The following is a 19,224-nucleotide window of genomic DNA, read 5'->3' on the forward strand; positions in this document are numbered from 1 at the left end:
ATCTTTAGGTTAGGTGAGTGTAAAATTTGATATTAATGTGCAGAAATAATAAAGTTATTTAATTTACAATAAAGTCATTTAAAAAATAATATAGTTGTTTAAAAATCCTTATTCCACGAACGGAGCGGGTTAGTGGGAGCAATAGTAATTAGGTTTGACTGGGAAAATTGTCGATGATATTAAAAAAGACACCGAAGTGTCTTATGTTTTTCAAATTAAGCATACCGATAAATTGAAATTTAATGACTTAACATTATGCTTATCTTGGGAGCGGGGTATTTTATCGGTGAGTGTATACAAACCATGTAATGCTTGCTGTTAATAATGCTGACGAAATCAAAGCTGTAAGAACACTATATGTTTGCCACATAAGTATTGTTGACCAATCAAAAGCATAGCACAGTATACCCAGGGCAATCGTAGCGATCAGGAAAATAACTGTTACGGTTATTCTCTTTTTTGTCATTGGCTGCCGCTCATTCGTTCTCCTTCTGCGTAATCCTAAGATAAATAGCAAAACGGCCAATAGGCAAAGAATAATTGTGATAGACGACAAAATGATATCCAAAAGCTGTGTGCCGCTTATTTCATATGACTGAGTTAGATTGCCTTCTAATATATCTTTAACTTTTAGTACCATGTTTGTATTGGTATTTGCGCCGTTGCTCAGCAAGGAGACGGCTGTTCGTTCATTTGGCAGTATGACTACTTCGGTTCTGAAATTTGGATTGCCCCCAGTGTGTTCTATAATCGTTTGTTCGGCGTTTACGGACCAGCCTGCCGCATAATACATACCGTTGACAGCCGAAACAGACATATCACCCCTATGTGATTTTTCGATAACCATGTGAAATATTTCGGGTATGTCCTGCACGATCCCCATCTGTATGCCCATCCAACGCGCCATATCTTTTGTATTAGAAATGATGTAGCCTGCGGGTTTATTCCCAGCATAATCCGGAGCTTTAAATGGAGTTGTCATAAAAAAGGAAGAACGGTAGCCCTGTGCCAACTGTCCAGTGACTTGAGCAGCTTCTTTATAAACATACGTCTGGTGAAGACCTAACGGCTGAAATACCTGTTCCTTCATAAAGTCTTCATAGCTTTGTCGCGACACAATCTCAATAACCAAACCCAATACGTCATAATTAACGGTTCCATAGTTATACTGTTCACCGGGAGGGAACGCCAATTCAGCATCCACGAGCATTTCCACAGTTTTTTGCAACATATCAGGTGTATTGCCTTGTGGAATATTTTGAGTATGCCTAATATTTGTTAGACCACTGGTATGGTGAAGAAAGTTATTTAGTGTAAGACTTTGCATATCAACAGGTTTCCCTTGATACTTTAACGTAAACCAAGGTAAATATTTTTGGACAGGGTCAGTCATTGAGAGCAGCCCTTGCTCTTCCAACAACATAATACCCATACCGGTAAAAGCTTTACTGACCGAGGCTAACTCATAGAGTGTATTTTCACTTGCAGACAACCCCTTTTCACGGTCTGCATACCCTGAAGAAAAGTAGAACACTTCATCATCAGCAAGTATTGAGATTGACATTCCCGGTACACCTGATATACGACAGGCATCATCTAGCAACGCTTGTATTGCCGCAGATTGCGAATCTGACAACGCATAACTTTGTGTTGTGAATCCTGAGAATAATATAAATAACCTCCTTTTACAACTACGAAACTAAATTTTAATTTATCTTTCTATTCACCTATATAATATCAAGTAATTGTGGAGAGTTACACTTAAAAGAACAGATGCGTTAGTTCAATAAGAAGTAAACAACTTTATTATTCATTTTTTAAGTATTATATAAACAGATGGATGTAATTTGAAACAACTTTAAAGAGCCTTGCTACGTAGAATGTAGTAAGGCTGTTAGCTTTTAATAATCAAAATTCAATAACTTTATTATCATTATACAATTAAAAGGACCACAACATTTTAGACATATCTAAAATGTTGTGGTCCGACTTGTTTTTTATTTTCACTAACGCGCTCGTTACTTTAAGTACATCTTTTCACAATCTTTTCTTACTCATTTCCATTTCATTAAAAAGTCGATTCTGCTGCAATGGTACTTATTATTTAAAACTTGAAACGTTATAGCTATATGATGGCTACAACTCTTTAAATATGAAACGAAACTTAAATATACCTATAAAAATTCATAACCATCACAAAAAACTTATTTTACCGCAAATGAAAACGAAATCATACTAAAAAATTAAACATCCGTTATGATTATTATTAAATAAAAATTCACATTCAAAAACTTTAATTAGAAATAAGAATTTTTATTTAATGTAATTTCAAATGAAATTACTACTCGTTTGGAAAATACTTTAGACATTTCTTTGAAATAAGATTTGATTAAATATACCTTACAAACTCGTGTTTTATGTAAAAAACATTTTAAAAAAAATGTTCAAAATTGATTTTCATTCATAAAAACACTCCCTAAGTATAATTTTCATAGAAATAATAGAGAAGATTATCCAGCAAAAATTATTTAAGATCTCCTAGAACATATTTTAATTCCTCCTTAATTTCTCCATAAACCATATTCCTTAAATTTGTTTCATCATAAAGATATGGATCTATCACTGAACTTTGGAGAGTATGTCCACCTACTAACTTCCGATCAAGCCTTAAAAGTTCTTGATCAATTGTTGCCAATTTTGTTTCAAAACCGTCATCGCCAAACCACTTTGCTTTTTCTTCTTTAAGAATTGGTATTGCTTCCTCCAATGTTTTTACCGGAAACCACTCTATACTAATTCCACTATACCTTTCCTCATACTTTTCTAATCCTATCTCAAACCTAACAGGCCCCGCCTCATACAATCTCATATGCCGATGAATCGAAATAAAACATCGTTCTACTAAATTTCTATATGCTTTTTGATAGAATTCAAAAAATTGCTTTAATCTATCTTTAATTCGCTCCTCACTCCACAAATCTAAAATAGAATGAGTATTTTCACTAGGTTTAATATCTGATGGAAGTAATAAATACTCTCTAAATTCTATCTTTTCCTCTATTAATTTGAAGAACTGCATTAAAACACCTGCTACAAATTCATTATTTAAACGACCATAGAATCCTCTCGATTGTAGATATGTAAAAATATTGTCTCCATACAAAAGAACCTCAAGAATACGTTGGGCTGGGTGTTTACTTAAGCTAACTCTATTTAATTCACCATTTAATTCTCTCAAAGAGAAAAACTCACTTGGTAAATCCTTTAAAACATATTCAATACACGGTACTATACTTTCTGGAGATTCATACTTAAACAATCTTTGTTTTTCTATTAATTCTTTTAATTGATTCTTCACAATATATAGAGCCACTTCCCTAGAAGAATCTAAACCTAAATCTGTTTGTTTAAGGTCAAAATACCAGTGGTTAGATGATTGAAAAGAAATAATAGGTGTACTTATAACATTACCATTCTCATCTTGACTTTCCATGGTAGCAGTGCTGGCTTCCTCACTTACTATAATAGTTTTTTCATCTACATCATTTTTAACTATTTCTATACTTAAAGTTAAAACAGTCCTGTCTAAAGACCCTACAATAGTAACTTTATCATTGCTACACCAGTCTCTGTGTTTGCACCAGGGATAAAACTCACTTTTTATATTCCCGAAAAAGCTATCTATAATATTCAAATAACTTTTTCGTACTTGTACAAAATACTCTTCCAGATATTCTTTGCTCCATATTTTATCTAAACTATTATTAAAACTAAATCTTGCTTCTAAACATTGACGATATAGATAAATATCCTTTGTTTCTAATTTATCCAAAATTAGATTTTGTTGATTATAATTCCTTAAAAGGCCCGCTGTAAATTTAAACACTTCATAATAACCTTCGTCTAAATAATTATTTTCAACATAATTCAAAATTTCTTCCTCAGAAAGTTTTGAAAGTTTAAGAGCAACAAAATATTCTTCTATTGAAGGATGGAAGAATTCTATGCGTCCTTTTTCTTCCAAAAGCACCCCAGTTTTTAATAGTTCTTTTTTTATTAAATTTAAGTTTTCTTGCCCTTCAATCCGACTACCTACCACATCCCTAAACTTTGTCGAATTATTTTTCTCTCTAAAGTTTAAGAAAGCAAATTCCATTAAAATTTCTTCTTTAACATCAAATTCAAAATCCATTTCTAAATACGTTCCATCTTTTAATAATCTTTCTTGCATAATATAAGAAATAAACATCTCATATAGCTCAGATTTATTCTTAGGTATGACTTTATTAGTCATTTCTTTCATAATGTGAGTAGTCATATAAAGAAATAACGGATTTTCAATTAAATCCTTTAATTGTTTTTTTAGTTTATGAATATAAGCATAATGAACATCCTCTTCAAATATGGCTTGAATATATTCTTGAATTTGTGTATCAGACAAGGCCTTTAGATTATAATCTGTCAATATTTTGTGGAATTCATTATGATAGTTTTGTTGGCGACAAGTCATAATAATCTTGGTCTTCTTAATTTGAGATACTCTACGTATTTCTCTAATGAATAGGTCTTTATCATGAATAATTTCATCTAGTCCATCTATGAGTAAAATATATTTACCTGATTTTAAATCTTCAACTATTTGCGCATCTTTCATATCAGGTAAATAATATTCCAATTCTTGCTTTATCCCTTCTACAATACTCTTATAGCCCCTATTCCATTCTTTAGCTTGTAAATAGATTGGTATTTTCCCAATAGAAACCTGTGGATTTTCTATAATCTCTAACATAAACATGTTCAATAAGTATGTTTTTCCACCACCAGGTTTTGATAAAATCATCACAGATTGATCATCTTCTAAAATTTTATTAAAGTTAATATCTTTTTCAGATACATTTTTGGGTTGAACAGATATAGAAAAACCTAAGGGATTAACTTTATTTTTCTCTATATTTCTCTTTAAATTGTTTTCCAATTGTTGTTGTAATGTATTTTTTAAAGATAATATATACTCTTCATATTCTGACTCATGTTTCTTTGTAATAAGTGGGACTCCCACTAAATTTAGGTATTCACTATAAATATATAGACTCACTGCACACAGCCTACTTGCCTCTTTGCTTTCACTTACTTGTTCTAACATCACAGCTACTGCTTGATTATTGTATAGTAAAGGTCCTCCTGAACAACCACGATAATCTTTAATAGAATCTGATTTCACCTTAATATCTAAATTAGATCCATAATCAATGTCTACATCTTTAAACTCGTTTATGATTTCTAAATCTACTGATGTACCTTTTTCTTTTGCAACAGCTGGATAACCATAACTAATGCATTCAGTTGTAGAATAAAATCTATAATCTGTGCATTTAATAATATTAATATCTTCAACTTGCTGATTTAGTTGTAAACAAATAATCTCATACTCTTCCCAACCTTCTATACTCAGTATTGGTTCTGCTTTAAATGATTTTTCTACTCCTTTTTCATTAATGAAGGTTACTTTAATCTCTTTAACTTCTTTTTTTAAATAAGGTTTTATAGCATGTAAAGCTGTAAGAACCTTATCATTTGAAACCAAAAACCCACTTGAAGTTCGATCACCACATTCAATTTTGGGTATAGACAATCTAGATAAAAAATCCATTATTACCTCTCCTAATCCACAGCTACATTTAAGGGTGTTGAACTATTCCCTTCAACTATCTCTAAATTAAAGCTTTTCTTCATTTCTTTTGTACTAAGCCATTTAGATGCTTTTGTTTCGTAATTAAAATAAAATTCTTTATTTATGTCCTGATTCATATAGATAAGTTTTGCTAAAGATTCTAAATCTGGATGTGTATGCTTATTACCATTAGTAGAAATTAAAAATTTATCACTTTTTAATACCCCTGATAACTCCAGCGTCATGTTCTTACTGCTCCCATGATGAGGCACTTTTACCAAATCAAATTTTTCGATTCCTAAGTTACGTATATTTTTATATAAAATATCTGGATGTGCGTCACCTAAAAATAAGAGATTCCTTTCTTTATAATTAATAGAAATAGCTATCGATGATCCATTTGTTGGGGAATTATCAAGATTCCCTTTCCTTTGAATATTTTTTTGTAATGATTCAATAGTTAGAATTTCTTCCGAAGAAACCTCTGTTTTATCAATCTGTAATTCTTCATACATTAACAACATAAACTCAAAAGCATCGTCAAATAAGCTATCTTCTGTAATATTAAAATTCCATTTTTTATTTGTGAGTTCTTTTATCCACTTTTTCTTCAATTTCTCTAATTTTTCATTATTAGGAGAAAGTATATTAATAGATACATCTCCCAATTCAACTTTTTCAATATTATCTTGTGAAACAGCTTTTTCTTCGAAACTACTATTCCATTTATATCCACCTTTTAATAATAGAGCCCCAAAGGTAGAACCTTGTTTTATACTTACTTCAGATTTATCAACCCCACTAAATGACTCTCTCTTTATATATGATTCTCCTAATGCAATTTCTCTTTGTAATATCTTTGTTTCTTTCTCATTGAGAGCACCTTCCTTTTTATCTATCTGTAAATGACGATAACAGTTATACCAAACTTCTTCTATTTCTATAATTTTGGACTCATTATTTTCTTCAATAAACGCAATGGCCCCCAATATATGATCCTCATCAATATGTGTTACAATAAATAAGTCTATTTTTTCGCCTAACTTTTTTAACATTTGTAAATCATTTTTCAAATAGTTATGGTATGTATCTGCATATCCGCAATCAATTAATATGTGTTTACGACTTTCTTCCCCTAAAGAAATCAAAAAGCAATCTCCATTTTCAGCAGGATACATTTTTACGTTAATCAAATTTTTAAACCTCCTCAAATTTTTAATAATAGAAATTACTATTATTAAAAAAATTTCTCTATCTAATTTGGACATTTCTTATAACTTTGAGACAAATGTTCTATACGCATATATTCATAACCCTTTAAACCTTCACTATTCCAATGGACAAATTTGTAGGTTAATTTATTTAGTAAATCTTCAAATATTTTCTCAACCTTTATACCTGAAATATTTATATCCATAAGAAATAGATAACGTACAATTATATATAGTAAATACCTTTATTTAATGAATGACTATTTTTACGTAGTATAGATAATAAATACTCTTTTCAAGAAAATTCCCTATCTTTAAAATCTTCTTTTGAAATATACTTATATTTTTATTATACAGAGAAAAAATAAGAAGTGGTATAAAACTCCAATTCTACACAATTTTCATTTAACAATAAATAACGTTTAGGTATATATTACCAAAAATGACCTACCATTAAATATTAGATCCTATGTTTAAATCTTCTATTTTAATGCCACGAATATGTAGCTCTCTTAATATTTTTAAATATTGGTATAAGAGATTTTCATGTTTCTCTTTTATTTCTTTTACCTCCACTGCATTTATTTGCAAACGTGTTTGTTCTTGCTCTAGTTTTCTTTTTAACTTTTCATTTTTATTTTCGGCTATGGATAATTTATACGTAAGTTCATCAATTTGTTGTTGTAGATTATCATTATCAACACAAAATACATCATTTGGTTTTAAAGAAGGTTCTTTACACTGTTTCCAATTAACGTCCCAAATCCCACGTATATGTTTTTTATACAAAACAGCCCTACTTAAATTAGTTACCTCGGCCAACTTTTGAGCCGTTATTTTACTATTTACTCCCTCAGTATCTTTAATAAATTCAACAGCCCATGTTACAGCTTCCATAGTTTGTTGCCTAGCTTGTTCTTGTAACGTTTTTAATCCCTCATTTAATGTCAATTTTATTCCCACCTATAACATTCTTTTTTGTTGTTTATTTGCTCATTAATAGCTTCCTTTTCAAATTTTTCAATACCTATTTCACAAATATTTATAATACGCTCTAAGTAGCTTACATTACGAATAGCATTCTCAAGATGCGCTGCACGCCTCTTGTTATTCCCAATTTGTTCAATCATTTCTTTCCAGTAACTATATTCTTTTTGGTAATCGTCAAGGTATTCAATTTTAGGAACAAACCAATCACATGCATAACATTCAAAATGAATAGAGGTCCCTTTAGGATTGCAACCCGATATATCACTACAAATTCCTACCCCTTTTTTTCCATTTGCTTCCCATGTTAAATATTTACGTGAATCCTTTTCTAGCTGCGCCTGTGTACGCTCGTCTAAATTAATTATTTTCCCTCTAAAAGATACTGGACTTTCCTTCTCATTTTTTAAATTCTCTATATTTAAATGAATTTCTTTATGCTTTTCTACTAACTGATGTACATAATATTTTGTCATTTTTTCATTCTTGTGGCCAGTTAGTTTTCTAACTTGTTCTGCTGTGTATCCCACCACATATAATCTATCGGTTACTGCATTATGTCGAAATTGATGAGTTGTAGGGATAAAAAGCTTATTATTCTTATCTCTAATATCTAACGCAATAGCTAATTGCTCAAGTAAACTATTTACTTTTGAATGTGTCCAAAATGTTAATTTTTTAAAATTGTTGATACGAATATTAATATTTTTATTTTCAAAAGAGAACGTCCAGTGCTTTACAATAAATAGTAAATCTGTATACTCTTTGTTCTTAAATCGATATTTAGTATCCAATAATAAAGCCTCTGTTTGTATTTGAAGTTCTCGTATTAAATCAATTACATATTTTCCATGTCCAGTGTAAATGATTGGGATAGCCTTGATTTCTGGACGATTATAACCGCCAGTTTGCTTGAAAGTAGGAATTAGAATCGTATATTCACTATAAAAACTTTTTATACACTCTCTCTTCATACTAAGAATTTCAGTTATTCGATTTGGAAAAGAACGTAAAAGCCAATACAATGTTCGAAATTCTAACGGAATAGCAGTATTTGTTTTCATAACAGAATCCCATTTCCTAATAACTTCCTGAGGAATATAACGTTCTTTAGGCTTACCCTTTTTCTCTGGAAATGGATTACGTTGCTTAGTTGGATTTATATCTGGTAGTTCTGGAAGCTCATTTAATATGGAGAAAAATTTTCGAATAGCTAAATAACTCGAACGTTTTACATTATCGCTTAAAATATTCATACGAATCCAGTATTCATATTTATTTATTATTGAACGATTCACATTTTTAAGATCTACTTTTGGGAAGTTTCGTTCAAGAAATTCAAAAAATTTAGTTAGCTTTCCGCACAAATTTCTGATATGACTAATAGAATCAGATAAACTCAAGGCAAAATATTTGACTAGTTTTCTGTATTTTTTTGGGATACTTTTAAAGTGCAATGTATACTCTGACAAACGACGCGTGTCTCTTCTTTTGTTTAAGCAATACCATGTATCATCATCAAAGGAAAAATCCCCGTATATTATAGTTTGTTGCTTCAATTGTTCTTTTATATTTTTAGCGTACGGTATACTTTCAAGAAGCGAAGTATTAATTCTTTTATTCATGTGGTTTCATCCTCTCTTTTATAAAAGATTCTAACTTCTTTATTGTATTTTCATATGTTTTTAGCAAATGATTTTCTGCTTGAAATTCCCTATACTCCTCATAGTTAACGTTACCCTGTTCACTATGATAAGTAGCTAAACGCTCAATATATTCTTTTTGTTCATGATATAGCTTTTTCCACATAGGTAATTTTTGAGGTCCTGTTAACAAAAGAGAACAGCCCACACAGGACTTTTTCTTACATGGTCCAAAAGAAACATGTTTAAGGCAAGTACCATGTCCTTCTGGAGTTTCACGGGCACCTTGTAAGATTTCTTCTTTTAGTGCATTTAACTCATCTTTGGTATATGCCTTAATAACCTCTGGTTGTATCTCATCAAATAAGGCTTCAAATAAAGTACGATCCAAGTTAGAAATTTTCATTTTATCAATATCTTCATAATATTGAAGAGTGGTTCTTTCTGTTAAATGACCTAATATTTGCGATGTTTCTTGAATGGAAGCTCCTTCTGTGAGTAAACGTGTAGCAAGTGTCTTGCGGCATTGATGGTGTGAGTACACCCATAATTCTCCATCTGCGTTTTTAATTTTATTCCTTCGAATCAAGCGGTTTATAGGTGCTTCAATATCAGATCTAGTATACGCAATTACACGTTGAGCACTTTGATGTAATTTTCTTTTCGTACCAGTTAAACGTATAAAGATATAATTTGTATTCGCTTTCTGACGTAGAAATTCAGTATTGTCAATTTGTTTTTTTATATAATTAACAACAATAGGGTCGAGAATAGGAATTTTATTATAATCATCTAGTCCTATCTTTCTTCTATAACGTAATATTTTATGAGGGATATATTTTAGATAAAAGATTTTTTCTTTTATATCCCATTCTAAACAATTTTTCTCTAGTTTTAATACTTCGGATATACGTAACCCGGTATTCATCATAATAAGCCAAGCATGTTGAATATGTAATGGACATTCTTTAATTGCAGTTTGCAATTGCCTTACTATCTCATCTGGAATGTAAGGTATATTCTCACTATCTATACGTGTATTAGGAAGTATTAGTTCACGAAAAGGATTACTATAATGGGTAGCTATTTTATTTCTCTCTATTAACCAGTCCACAAATAAACGTGCTTCAGTCATAGATCCATTAATCGTGACCATTTTATATTTAACATCACCACTTTTTTCTTTTGGTTTTGAAGATGTGAAAAGATTCGTTTTACTTGATACTTATCTAGTTCTAACATAGAAAAAACATTAATATTATCAAGCTCTTTCATTGTATTAATAATACGCATCAAATCCCAAAAACGTTGTTGAATTCCCCTTGCCTTTTCTCCTTTTTCAAACCAATTATGTAAATAACCTTTTAATCCTTTTTTAATAAAAAAAGGGATATTTTCGAAATTCAGTTTTATAATACGCGGCACTTCAATATTTTTCTCTACTAACTTCCACACATCATCTTTAGTATTTAATACGTTATTGTCCATATTATTCAATTGTTCTTCTCTTAGTTCACTAACTACAGTTAGAATAGGATCTCCATATTTTTTGAATGGTCTTATCTCACTAACAATTCCCCCGGAAGGGCGAATTATATGATTCTCATCAGTCATATCTGCCTGAAATGAATGTAGCCATAATTTTTTCCAAGTAATGGTATAACCAAATTCTATGATTTCATAACCACACTGTTTTAAGTAATTAATAAGTGGCACTTCATTTTCTGGAAGTAGTAACTCAAAAAATATTGTCTTCCTTAATTTTGACCAAATATGGCGAATAGCTTCTTTATTAAATCCTAAGAGTGCCTGTATAAGTTCTTTTCTAATTTTATTATAAAAATTATGATATGCTAGTTCATATAATTCGATTACAGGACCTGACGTAAAAGAGTGTAAACCTCTAATGCTGGCATAAATACCTTTTATCGAAATTTCTTTTCCTAATTCATAATGGCACTTACACATTTGCTCAACAAAATAAGTAAATTCTTGCGATAGTTCTTGTACAACAACTTGTCCAATAGCTTTTTTAATTTAAATGAAGATGAATTCATCACATATCTATAAAGTTGATAATCTAATTCTTTAAAAATTTGAAGGAGCTTATGAGATAGGGTAGAAAAGTGTCCTAACGTTTTAATTTGTTTAATTGTTTTCCCTTTCATACATTCATCTTCCAAAACATTGATAATTCCTTGAATATTGAGAATTTTATCGTTACACATCTCTAATTCCAGATTCATTATATATCAATTCTCCTCTGACATATCTTGATTTAATGTAATGCTATTAATTTTCTCTAAAATACATCGCTTTTGCCTTAAGTTATATCCACGTTCATATATTCTAATTGTTTTCTCACTTCTCCATCCCATTTCATTATCAATATAGGTTTGTGTGATACCTAAATGGGGATAATCTCGCATGAGTTCAACTAATCGCTGTACTCTTGTACTACGCCCACTATGGGTACGAATTTCCTTTTTATTAATTCCAGCTTTTTCTCCTGCACTTTTCAAAATCCTAAGAAAGTTCCTAGTCCTCATAGGTTTTCCTTTGAAAATACCATGATAATTTAAAAATAAATAAGAGCTATATTCTATATCAATTAATCCTCGCTCATTCACTAAGTACTCCTGAATTAGATCACTTAGTTTATTATTTATAACAATTGTTCTTTCTTCTGTTTTTGCTTTGGCTTTATTTTCAATGTTTAGTTCACGTACAACTTGTAATGTTTGTTCAATTGGATCAAAGTGATCTAGTTTTAGTCCTAAAAATTCCCCAATACGCATACCAGTTTCTATACTTATTTGAAAAATAACTTTGTCCCGAATAGTAGGAAGGCACTCAGTAATCCTTTTAATTTCACCTTCTGTATACCATTTAAGATGTACATGTTTTTTTGTATACTTAATTCTTGCGAGTATCGTTTTTTCTGTATTAAAAGACCATATTTGACCGTACAATAGCTTTTTTTTCCAATGAACGTTAAAAGAAGAATTTTGTCTTTCTACCTTTGAACGTAGAGGACTTTGAATTAATACCTGCTCATCTTCTAACCAACCATAGAATTACTTTATGGGGGTAAGATTAGTTTGTATAGCTGTAAATGTTAAAGGAGCTTCAATGTTAATAATTTGTTCTCTAAATCCCATTAGATATTTGACATACTCTTCAATGGTACCTTTGTTCTGGACCTTTCTAAAATCCATGTTTTTTCTTTTCAGAAAACGAAGATACTTCAATAAAGCATATGCATAACGTTCCCCTGTCAAATAACTATTTAGGCTAGCTAAATCTAGCCAGAGAGCCACCTCAGGAATCGGAATTCCATTATCTGTGATTAAATAACGTAATTCATTTTCTCCTTTTGCTATTTCTACAAGTAAGTTATCATCTTGATTCATTATCTTCCCTCCTAAAATAAAAACCCATCAGTTTTATTATAAAAAAAATGTCAACGATACAGAATCGTTGACTTAATGGTAACAGAAAAGGTCTACACAAAGAATAATACGATTCGGTAAAAGAGAATAATCATACAAGGTTATCACTCCTAACAAAAAGAACATTCGTTCTTATCATATACGAACTCATGTTCTTTTTAAAGGTATTTCTATGAAAATTTTGGTTAAAATGACCGGGCTTTAAAAATCTAAAAACACTTAAGAGCCCTACAATATTCAAATACTGTTTTCACCATTAGGAGATGACACTGTATTTAGTTCTAAAAAATCTCACTCAATGCATACTACATATAATTAAGAATGATATTTACGCGCTATCAATCACGGTGGGAAAAACTCTGTATACAAAACAGCTAGAATTTCAAGTAACTGATGAACATAAAAACTACTAAAATTCATTTCAGCTTTCATGTCTCTAATTCATATATTCTTCTAAATTTATTTTCAGCAAAATCTCCTACATAGCACCTGTGCCAAGATTCATCTGCATAACTAGTTACATTCTCCTTTTTGCTATTATTAATAGCTTAGTAATAAAAGCTGTTAAACAGCAAAGGTGCGAAGTCCTAAATTAGACTTCGCACCTTATACAAATTTATAATCAGTGACGATACAAACACAACTACAATAATATATACATAATAATCACTCATTATATCTGTTACTTCTTTAATCGGCTGGAGAGAATACAATATATAAACCAATCCTTTTACTTAGCCACCTCTCATTATCGGATTAATTGTTTCTAGATACTTAATTCCCTCTATACTAATTTTAATCGGTAATCTATTCCGATTAAAATTACAAATGATAAATGTATCCAGTTTTCCTTTTTGCCTACTTGCTAAATTCAGCAATTAAAACGTTTTTAAAAGACTCTGGATTATTAATCTTAAAACTGTTCGAATTGACGGCCAATGTATGTTTGCCTCCAAGTGTTCCACCAGCAAAAGTGGAAAACCCTAGAACGCCACCTCTGTGTCCCCATACCGAGACACCATTCGGAAGCTTAATTTCAAGGATTCCAAGACCATATCCGGTTCCCTCTCTATTTGTAGGAACTGTAGTAAGCATTTGTTTTAACTGCTGTTCCTTCAGTAATTTACCACTGAGTAAGTAAGAGAAGAATTTGTTTAAATCGTCAGCAGTAGAAATCATATCTCCATCCGAGCTACCTGGGTTAATATAAGTAACGTCTTTTAGCTCACTCGCTCCGTCTAGTTGCAAATAGCCACGGGCATGCTTGGTGCCTGGAATCACGCTTGAATTACCAGGTAGAAATGTATTTGACAAATCAAGCGGTTCAATAATTCGGTTTTCAACCTCTTCCGCATAACTGTTGCCAGTTACTTTTTCAATAAGGATCCCCAGTAATACGTAACCTGTGTTTGAATAAGACCAACCCTTTCCTGGTGCAAAATCTGGGGGAAGAGAAATCCCCATTTTGACGAATTCTTCAGCCGTATACGATTTTTTTGTATCCATAATATCGAAGTCTTTTGAATTTATATAATCAGCAATACCACTTGTATGATTCAATATTTGCCGGATAGTAATCTGGTTACCATCATATCCGTTTCCTTGAATAACACCAGGTAACCATTTTTCAATGGAGTCGTCTAGATTCAAACGGTTCTCTCCAGATAATTGAAGTAGAACTGTTGCAATGAACGTTTTCGTCACACTGCCAATGCGAAAGCGAAAATCTGCTTTCATTGGTTTCTTAGTTCTCAGATCCGCTATCCCAGCGGTATAACTCCAAGTTTTACCACCCTTAGAAATTTGAGCGAGTATTCCCGGGTATCCAAGTTGCAGTTCATCTCGTATTGCTTTCTTAACGGAATTACGATCGCTTTGCGTACTTGTTTGTAACGAACTAGATACATTTTGCGTAGGTTCTGCTTTTACAACTGATGTTGGTGTTATGTATAACAGGGAACTTCCACCTATTAAAAGTGCTAGACTTGCACATGTAATTTTACTGCGTGTTTTCATAAAAAATTCCTCTCTTCTATTAAAATTGTATAGATAGTTGATAGAAGTGTCATATACGAACCACACAGCTATCCATTCTCCAAATGATGAAAAGGCAACAATGCATTTGCAATCATTGTACTCATTATTTTCACAAAACACTCTTGTTACTGATTGTTTGTTTTATATGTAGGCCGTAATTGTTCCCCCCTTCACGCCTCCTTATATTTTTATCCTACACAATGAAAATCTCTTTTTTCTTACCTATTCCTTACAAATTCCTTACATACAAAATCACTTGTACAATAGGGTTGAAGTAGCATCTGTGCCCGAAAGCGCAAAAAACACCGATGCTTTTCGCTTCAGTGTTTTTTGCGCTTTACATATTGAAGATTCGTTTTACTCTTAACAGCTTAAATTGCTGATTTTTTCTAATGCGATTATTCTTCTTGCTATATAAAACAAATTTCATAGTGTTATATGAAACACTATGAAATTTGTCATTAAGGCACATTATTCTAAATTTATTGATGTAGTTGAGATGGACTCACTTTTTGAATTTGAACAAGTATATCAAACGCTTTACCTAATGATATATCAACAGTTTTTGGTATATCAGGCCCTTCGGTAGTTATTCCAGCGAAAATTGGATGTTGTTCGTTTAACCAAGTTTTTGTCACGCCGTTCGCCTTACGTAAATCAATAAAAAATTGATCTTTTTTCACCTGTCCAAAAATGTAGTTATAACTGTTTAGATCATCTAATTTTAATGTTCCATATGGGCCGAATTCACCATTGCTATTCTTGACATTGTATTGTCCTTCATAAACTGACGTTCCAATAGATACGTACCGTTTTCCGTAATATTCTGCTAAATGCTGCCCAGCTACTTTAGGATATATAAAAGGAAGCATATTTGTTTTCGAAATGTGTCCATTATGTCCCCATACAATGGTTTTTCCTAAATGTTCTTCAGTCCACTTCGCATTTTCATACATTGCAATATCATGTTTCAAATAAAAATCCGCTGGTTTATCAGGAGGTGTCGCTAACATTGTAGTAAACTGTTCAATAATACGAGCATTTTGCTTTATCCATGCAAACTCTTTAGATTTTCCATTTAAATAGCTTTTATTTTCCTCTAATAAAGCACTAATTTGTTTAGCATCTAAAACATACTTTTCTTTTTCTTCTTTCGTAAGACTTTCAAAAATATTCATATCCTTTGTTACAGGAATAAGACCTTTTATCTGCTCTTCTACTCTAGGCAATAGTTTTGAATTGTTCGCTTTAATATATTCTGTTATATTATTATAAACATTCTCGTTTACTGATTGAATGTCCATCCCGATGATACGTACTTTAGATTTATGTTTTGGATTAGCATTATATTGCCGAATCCAATCAAGTAAATCTAGCATTTCTTTCGTCTTAAATACAGGTGTTAGATGTTGGCTTGGGTTTCCCTTACCAGTAAGAACATATCGATCAAGTTCCAAGGCCCTGTCCCATCCCTCTTCTAAAACTAGATTGGTAAAGCCCTTTTCAGATACTAAATACTTAACAATGCGGTGTTTCATCGTAAAAACTTCATGAGCCCCATGCGTAGCTTCACCTAAACCTACAATTGAAGCTGAACCTACCATATCCTTAAGTGGTTTCAAATCATTAAGAGATGCAGTTGGATTAGTTGTTTTTAAAGGCTTTGCATGTGCTTCTAACCATTTCGCTATTTGATTTGTATTATAGGGAGCTGTAACAGAAACCTCTGTTTTCGAATCTGCATAAGTATTTCCTACAAAATGAGTCATTGTTATAGCAGAAGCAACAATTGCAATAATTATTTTCTTTTTCATAAAAAACCTCCTGAAATATTTACTTATAGCTTTTTGACATACTCTGCCAACTTCCGTTTAAAACATTCATTTTCTTATTACTGTTAAGATACATTTATTCTAGTTCCTAAAACTCACTTATTTCTTAATAGGTTCTTAAGAAATTCTTAATTCACTTATACGAATATAAAACTAAATAAGCTTCAATTCATTGTATTGTAAATTCCTCATTGCATAACATTATAATGTACAGATATTTGTTATAAATGATGTTATCTAAAGTATTCAATTTCAGTATGTATTATTAACGTAGTTAATATATGGTTAATATGAAGTTCCAAATTTTGATTGTTTGTAGTCTCTTTATCATAGAGTTAATTTAGGGGTTATTTTTTGTTCACTTCATTTTTTTCGGCACCCTGCATCTAGACAGTATACCCATTGGCCACAGTTAGACTATTTCAAATCAAAAAAATAGATTACCTGCACACTAAAGAGTATAGTGCACAGGTAATCTAGTTGTTTTTGAGATTAATAAAAAACTAATTTATTTTTTGAATTCTTCCATCAATAATAGACTGAATTGGTTCTTTTGATTTTTTTATATAATCTACTAATGCTTCAAAATCAGTTGGTCCTGTTTCAGCATCTTTACCGTTTTTAAAGGATACAAATCCATCTCCACCTGAAGCTAGAAATGCGTTCGCAACGACGCTGTAAGTTTTAGAAGGAATGATTTCTTCTCCATTTGTTAAGCGAATACTTGTTACTTTTTCTCCATTAGGCTTGTTCGCATCCCAAGTGTATTGGATTCCTGAAATTTGAAGCATTCTTGTTATGTCTTTTTGCCATTGTTGATTTAAAATATCACGAATGTCTTGACCTGTTAAATTTACTTTTATTAATTGATTTCCGAATGGTTGAATACCATATATCTCTCCCCATGTAATATCACCAGCATCTAAGTCATTACGAATACCACCAGGATTCATAAGTGCAATTTGAGATTGCATTGTTGTACGCTGGGCATCAGCAACTAAATTTCCAAGAGTAGATTCACCAGCCGTATTGAGTTTGCGATCTAGTGGCGCAATAGACTTACCTACAACTTCATTAACAAGAGGTGCGATTTTTGCTTGATATTTCTCCATCTTCTTCTTGATTTTTTTATCAGGCTCTATGCCTTCATGGTAAGTTGTAACAATTTCTGCTTTTTTCTCAACAATATCTTGTGTTTTACGATCAATCTTTACATCAACATCAGCAAAAGCCATACCATATGAATTTGCTTGTACGACAAGTTTATTATTAACAGTTCCATTTACATAGGTGTGGCTATGCCCACCAAAAATAACATCGACTTCTGGATCAGTCTCATTTGCTAATCGGACGATATCACCATTTGTTACACCGTTCCCATCTGTTATACCTCCGTTATGTGCAAGAACAACGATAGATTTAACGCCTAGTTTTTTTAATTGCTTTACGGATTTGTTAATAGCTTCAACTTCATCTGTAATTTCTACATTCTTTAGCATAGTAGGCATAACAAGATTAGGAACATCCGTTGTTACGACTCCGATAAATCCAACAGGAACTCCTTGTACCTTTTTTATAGTGAATGGTGGTAAAAATAAACGACCGGTGGATTTATTATAGAAATTTGCAGCAACATATGGGAATTTTGCTCCTTTAAAATTCCCTGTTTTCTCATGGTATCCACCATAAATAAGGCGGTTCATTTCTTCAACACCTTCATCAAATTCATGATTTCCTATCGTTCCAACATCGAATTTCAAATCATTTAGAAATTCAATTGTAGGTTCGTCTTGTAATAATGCTGAAACAGGAGTACTTGCTCCAACAACATCGCCGGCATGTACCTTTAATGTATTTGGATTTTGTTTTTCACGATCACGTAAATAAGCCCCTAAGTACTCAATTCCCCCTGCATCTTTATTGTTAATTTTTTTTACAGTGTCTAGTTGCCCATGAAAATCGTTAATACCGAGCATTTGTACATCTATGTAGCGGTTTTGTTCTGTACTTGCTTGGATTGAAGGCGCAGCAAATACACTAGTAAAAGTAACTGTACTTAATACTAAAGCAACTGGAATGATTTTTTTCAACATAAAATTTCTCTCCCCTAATTAAAATCTGACATAATACGATGTTATTTTAATATATTAAGAGAATTATTTCTACAAAAATTCTACTAATTATAAAAATTAATAAGATTTTATTGTTTTCTGATAAATAACTCCTTCCTCAAAAATGTGAAGGTGTAAAACGTCAATTTTAAGTGGAGGATGAATATTTGTAAGCTTAAGCCTACACTTTTTTATTAGGATGTAAAGGGCCCCACTCAACTTAAGAAACTTCACTACCCAAAACAAGAAAATGTGCGTTTCTTTGTTTGGAGGATTATTC

13 protein-coding genes are annotated in these 19,224 nt (G+C 31.5%); all 13 read right to left on the minus strand.

Features of this window, described 5'->3' with window-relative positions; genetic code table 11:
- Positions 1 to 280 precede the first annotated feature (280 nt).
- The 13 genes from AC1Q51_RS19550 to AC1Q51_RS19610 all read right to left on the minus strand — a co-directional run bounded on the left by AC1Q51_RS19550 (position 281) and on the right by AC1Q51_RS19610 (position 18,926).
- On the minus strand, positions 281 to 1,672 hold the full coding sequence (locus AC1Q51_RS19550) for a serine hydrolase domain-containing protein (RefSeq protein ID WP_492331698.1): 1,392 nt from the start codon (positions 1,670 to 1,672) through the stop codon (positions 281 to 283).
- 852 nt (positions 1,673 to 2,524) lie between these two features.
- Complete coding sequence (locus tag AC1Q51_RS19555) at positions 2,525 to 5,650, minus strand: NACHT domain-containing protein (protein ID WP_492331658.1); 3,126 nt, start codon at positions 5,648 to 5,650, stop codon at positions 2,525 to 2,527.
- Positions 5,651 to 5,661: 11 nt separating this feature from the next.
- Entirely contained in the window at positions 5,662 to 6,864 is a 1,203-nt protein-coding gene (locus AC1Q51_RS19560) for an MBL fold metallo-hydrolase (RefSeq protein ID WP_158664800.1), read from the minus strand.
- Positions 6,865 to 7,335: 471 nt separating this feature from the next.
- Entirely contained in the window at positions 7,336 to 7,833 is a 498-nt protein-coding gene (locus AC1Q51_RS19565) for a DUF6262 family protein (RefSeq protein ID WP_088293976.1), read from the minus strand.
- A gap of 2 nt (positions 7,834 to 7,835) precedes the next feature.
- On the minus strand, positions 7,836 to 9,494 hold the full coding sequence (locus tag AC1Q51_RS19570) for a tyrosine-type recombinase/integrase (protein WP_234013893.1): 1,659 nt from the start codon (positions 9,492 to 9,494) through the stop codon (positions 7,836 to 7,838).
- Positions 9,487 to 10,668 (minus strand): tyrosine-type recombinase/integrase, encoded by a 1,182-nt coding sequence (locus AC1Q51_RS19575; RefSeq protein ID WP_492331659.1) that lies wholly within the window; start codon positions 10,666 to 10,668, stop codon positions 9,487 to 9,489. Before AC1Q51_RS19575 ends, AC1Q51_RS19570 begins: the two co-directional genes overlap by 8 nt.
- The gene (locus tag AC1Q51_RS19580) at positions 10,644 to 11,480 is read right to left on the minus strand and encodes a hypothetical protein (RefSeq protein WP_492331660.1); all 837 of its coding nucleotides are present in this window, start codon (positions 11,478 to 11,480) and stop codon (positions 10,644 to 10,646) included. The genes AC1Q51_RS19575 and AC1Q51_RS19580 overlap by 25 nt, the downstream gene beginning before the upstream one ends.
- A complete protein-coding gene (locus AC1Q51_RS19585; protein WP_492331661.1) occupies positions 11,456 to 11,758 on the minus strand; it encodes a hypothetical protein in 303 nt (100 codons plus the stop codon). Before AC1Q51_RS19585 ends, AC1Q51_RS19580 begins: the two co-directional genes overlap by 25 nt.
- Positions 11,759 to 11,764: 6 nt before the next feature.
- The gene (locus AC1Q51_RS19590; RefSeq protein ID WP_492331662.1) at positions 11,765 to 12,484 is read right to left on the minus strand and encodes a tyrosine-type recombinase/integrase; all 720 of its coding nucleotides are present in this window, start codon (positions 12,482 to 12,484) and stop codon (positions 11,765 to 11,767) included.
- 105 nt (positions 12,485 to 12,589) lie between these two features.
- Positions 12,590 to 12,925, minus strand: coding sequence for a hypothetical protein (locus AC1Q51_RS19595; protein WP_492331663.1), 336 nt, complete (start codon positions 12,923 to 12,925; stop codon positions 12,590 to 12,592).
- Positions 12,926 to 13,822: 897 nt separating this feature from the next.
- Positions 13,823 to 14,980 carry a serine hydrolase domain-containing protein gene (locus AC1Q51_RS19600; RefSeq protein ID WP_000857802.1) on the minus strand — a complete coding sequence of 386 codons (1,158 nt, stop codon included), beginning with the start codon at positions 14,978 to 14,980 and terminating at the stop codon, positions 13,823 to 13,825.
- Positions 14,981 to 15,483: 503 nt separating this feature from the next.
- Positions 15,484 to 16,815, minus strand: coding sequence for an erythromycin esterase family protein (locus tag AC1Q51_RS19605; RefSeq protein WP_098352321.1), 1,332 nt, complete (start codon positions 16,813 to 16,815; stop codon positions 15,484 to 15,486).
- A 521-nt stretch (positions 16,816 to 17,336) separates the two neighbouring features.
- The gene (locus AC1Q51_RS19610; RefSeq protein ID WP_492331664.1) at positions 17,337 to 18,926 is read right to left on the minus strand and encodes a bifunctional metallophosphatase/5'-nucleotidase; all 1,590 of its coding nucleotides are present in this window, start codon (positions 18,924 to 18,926) and stop codon (positions 17,337 to 17,339) included.
- Between the last annotated feature and the right edge of the window lie 298 nt (positions 18,927 to 19,224).

The sequence above is a fragment of the Bacillus sp. MT94 genome (assembly GCF_058792475.1).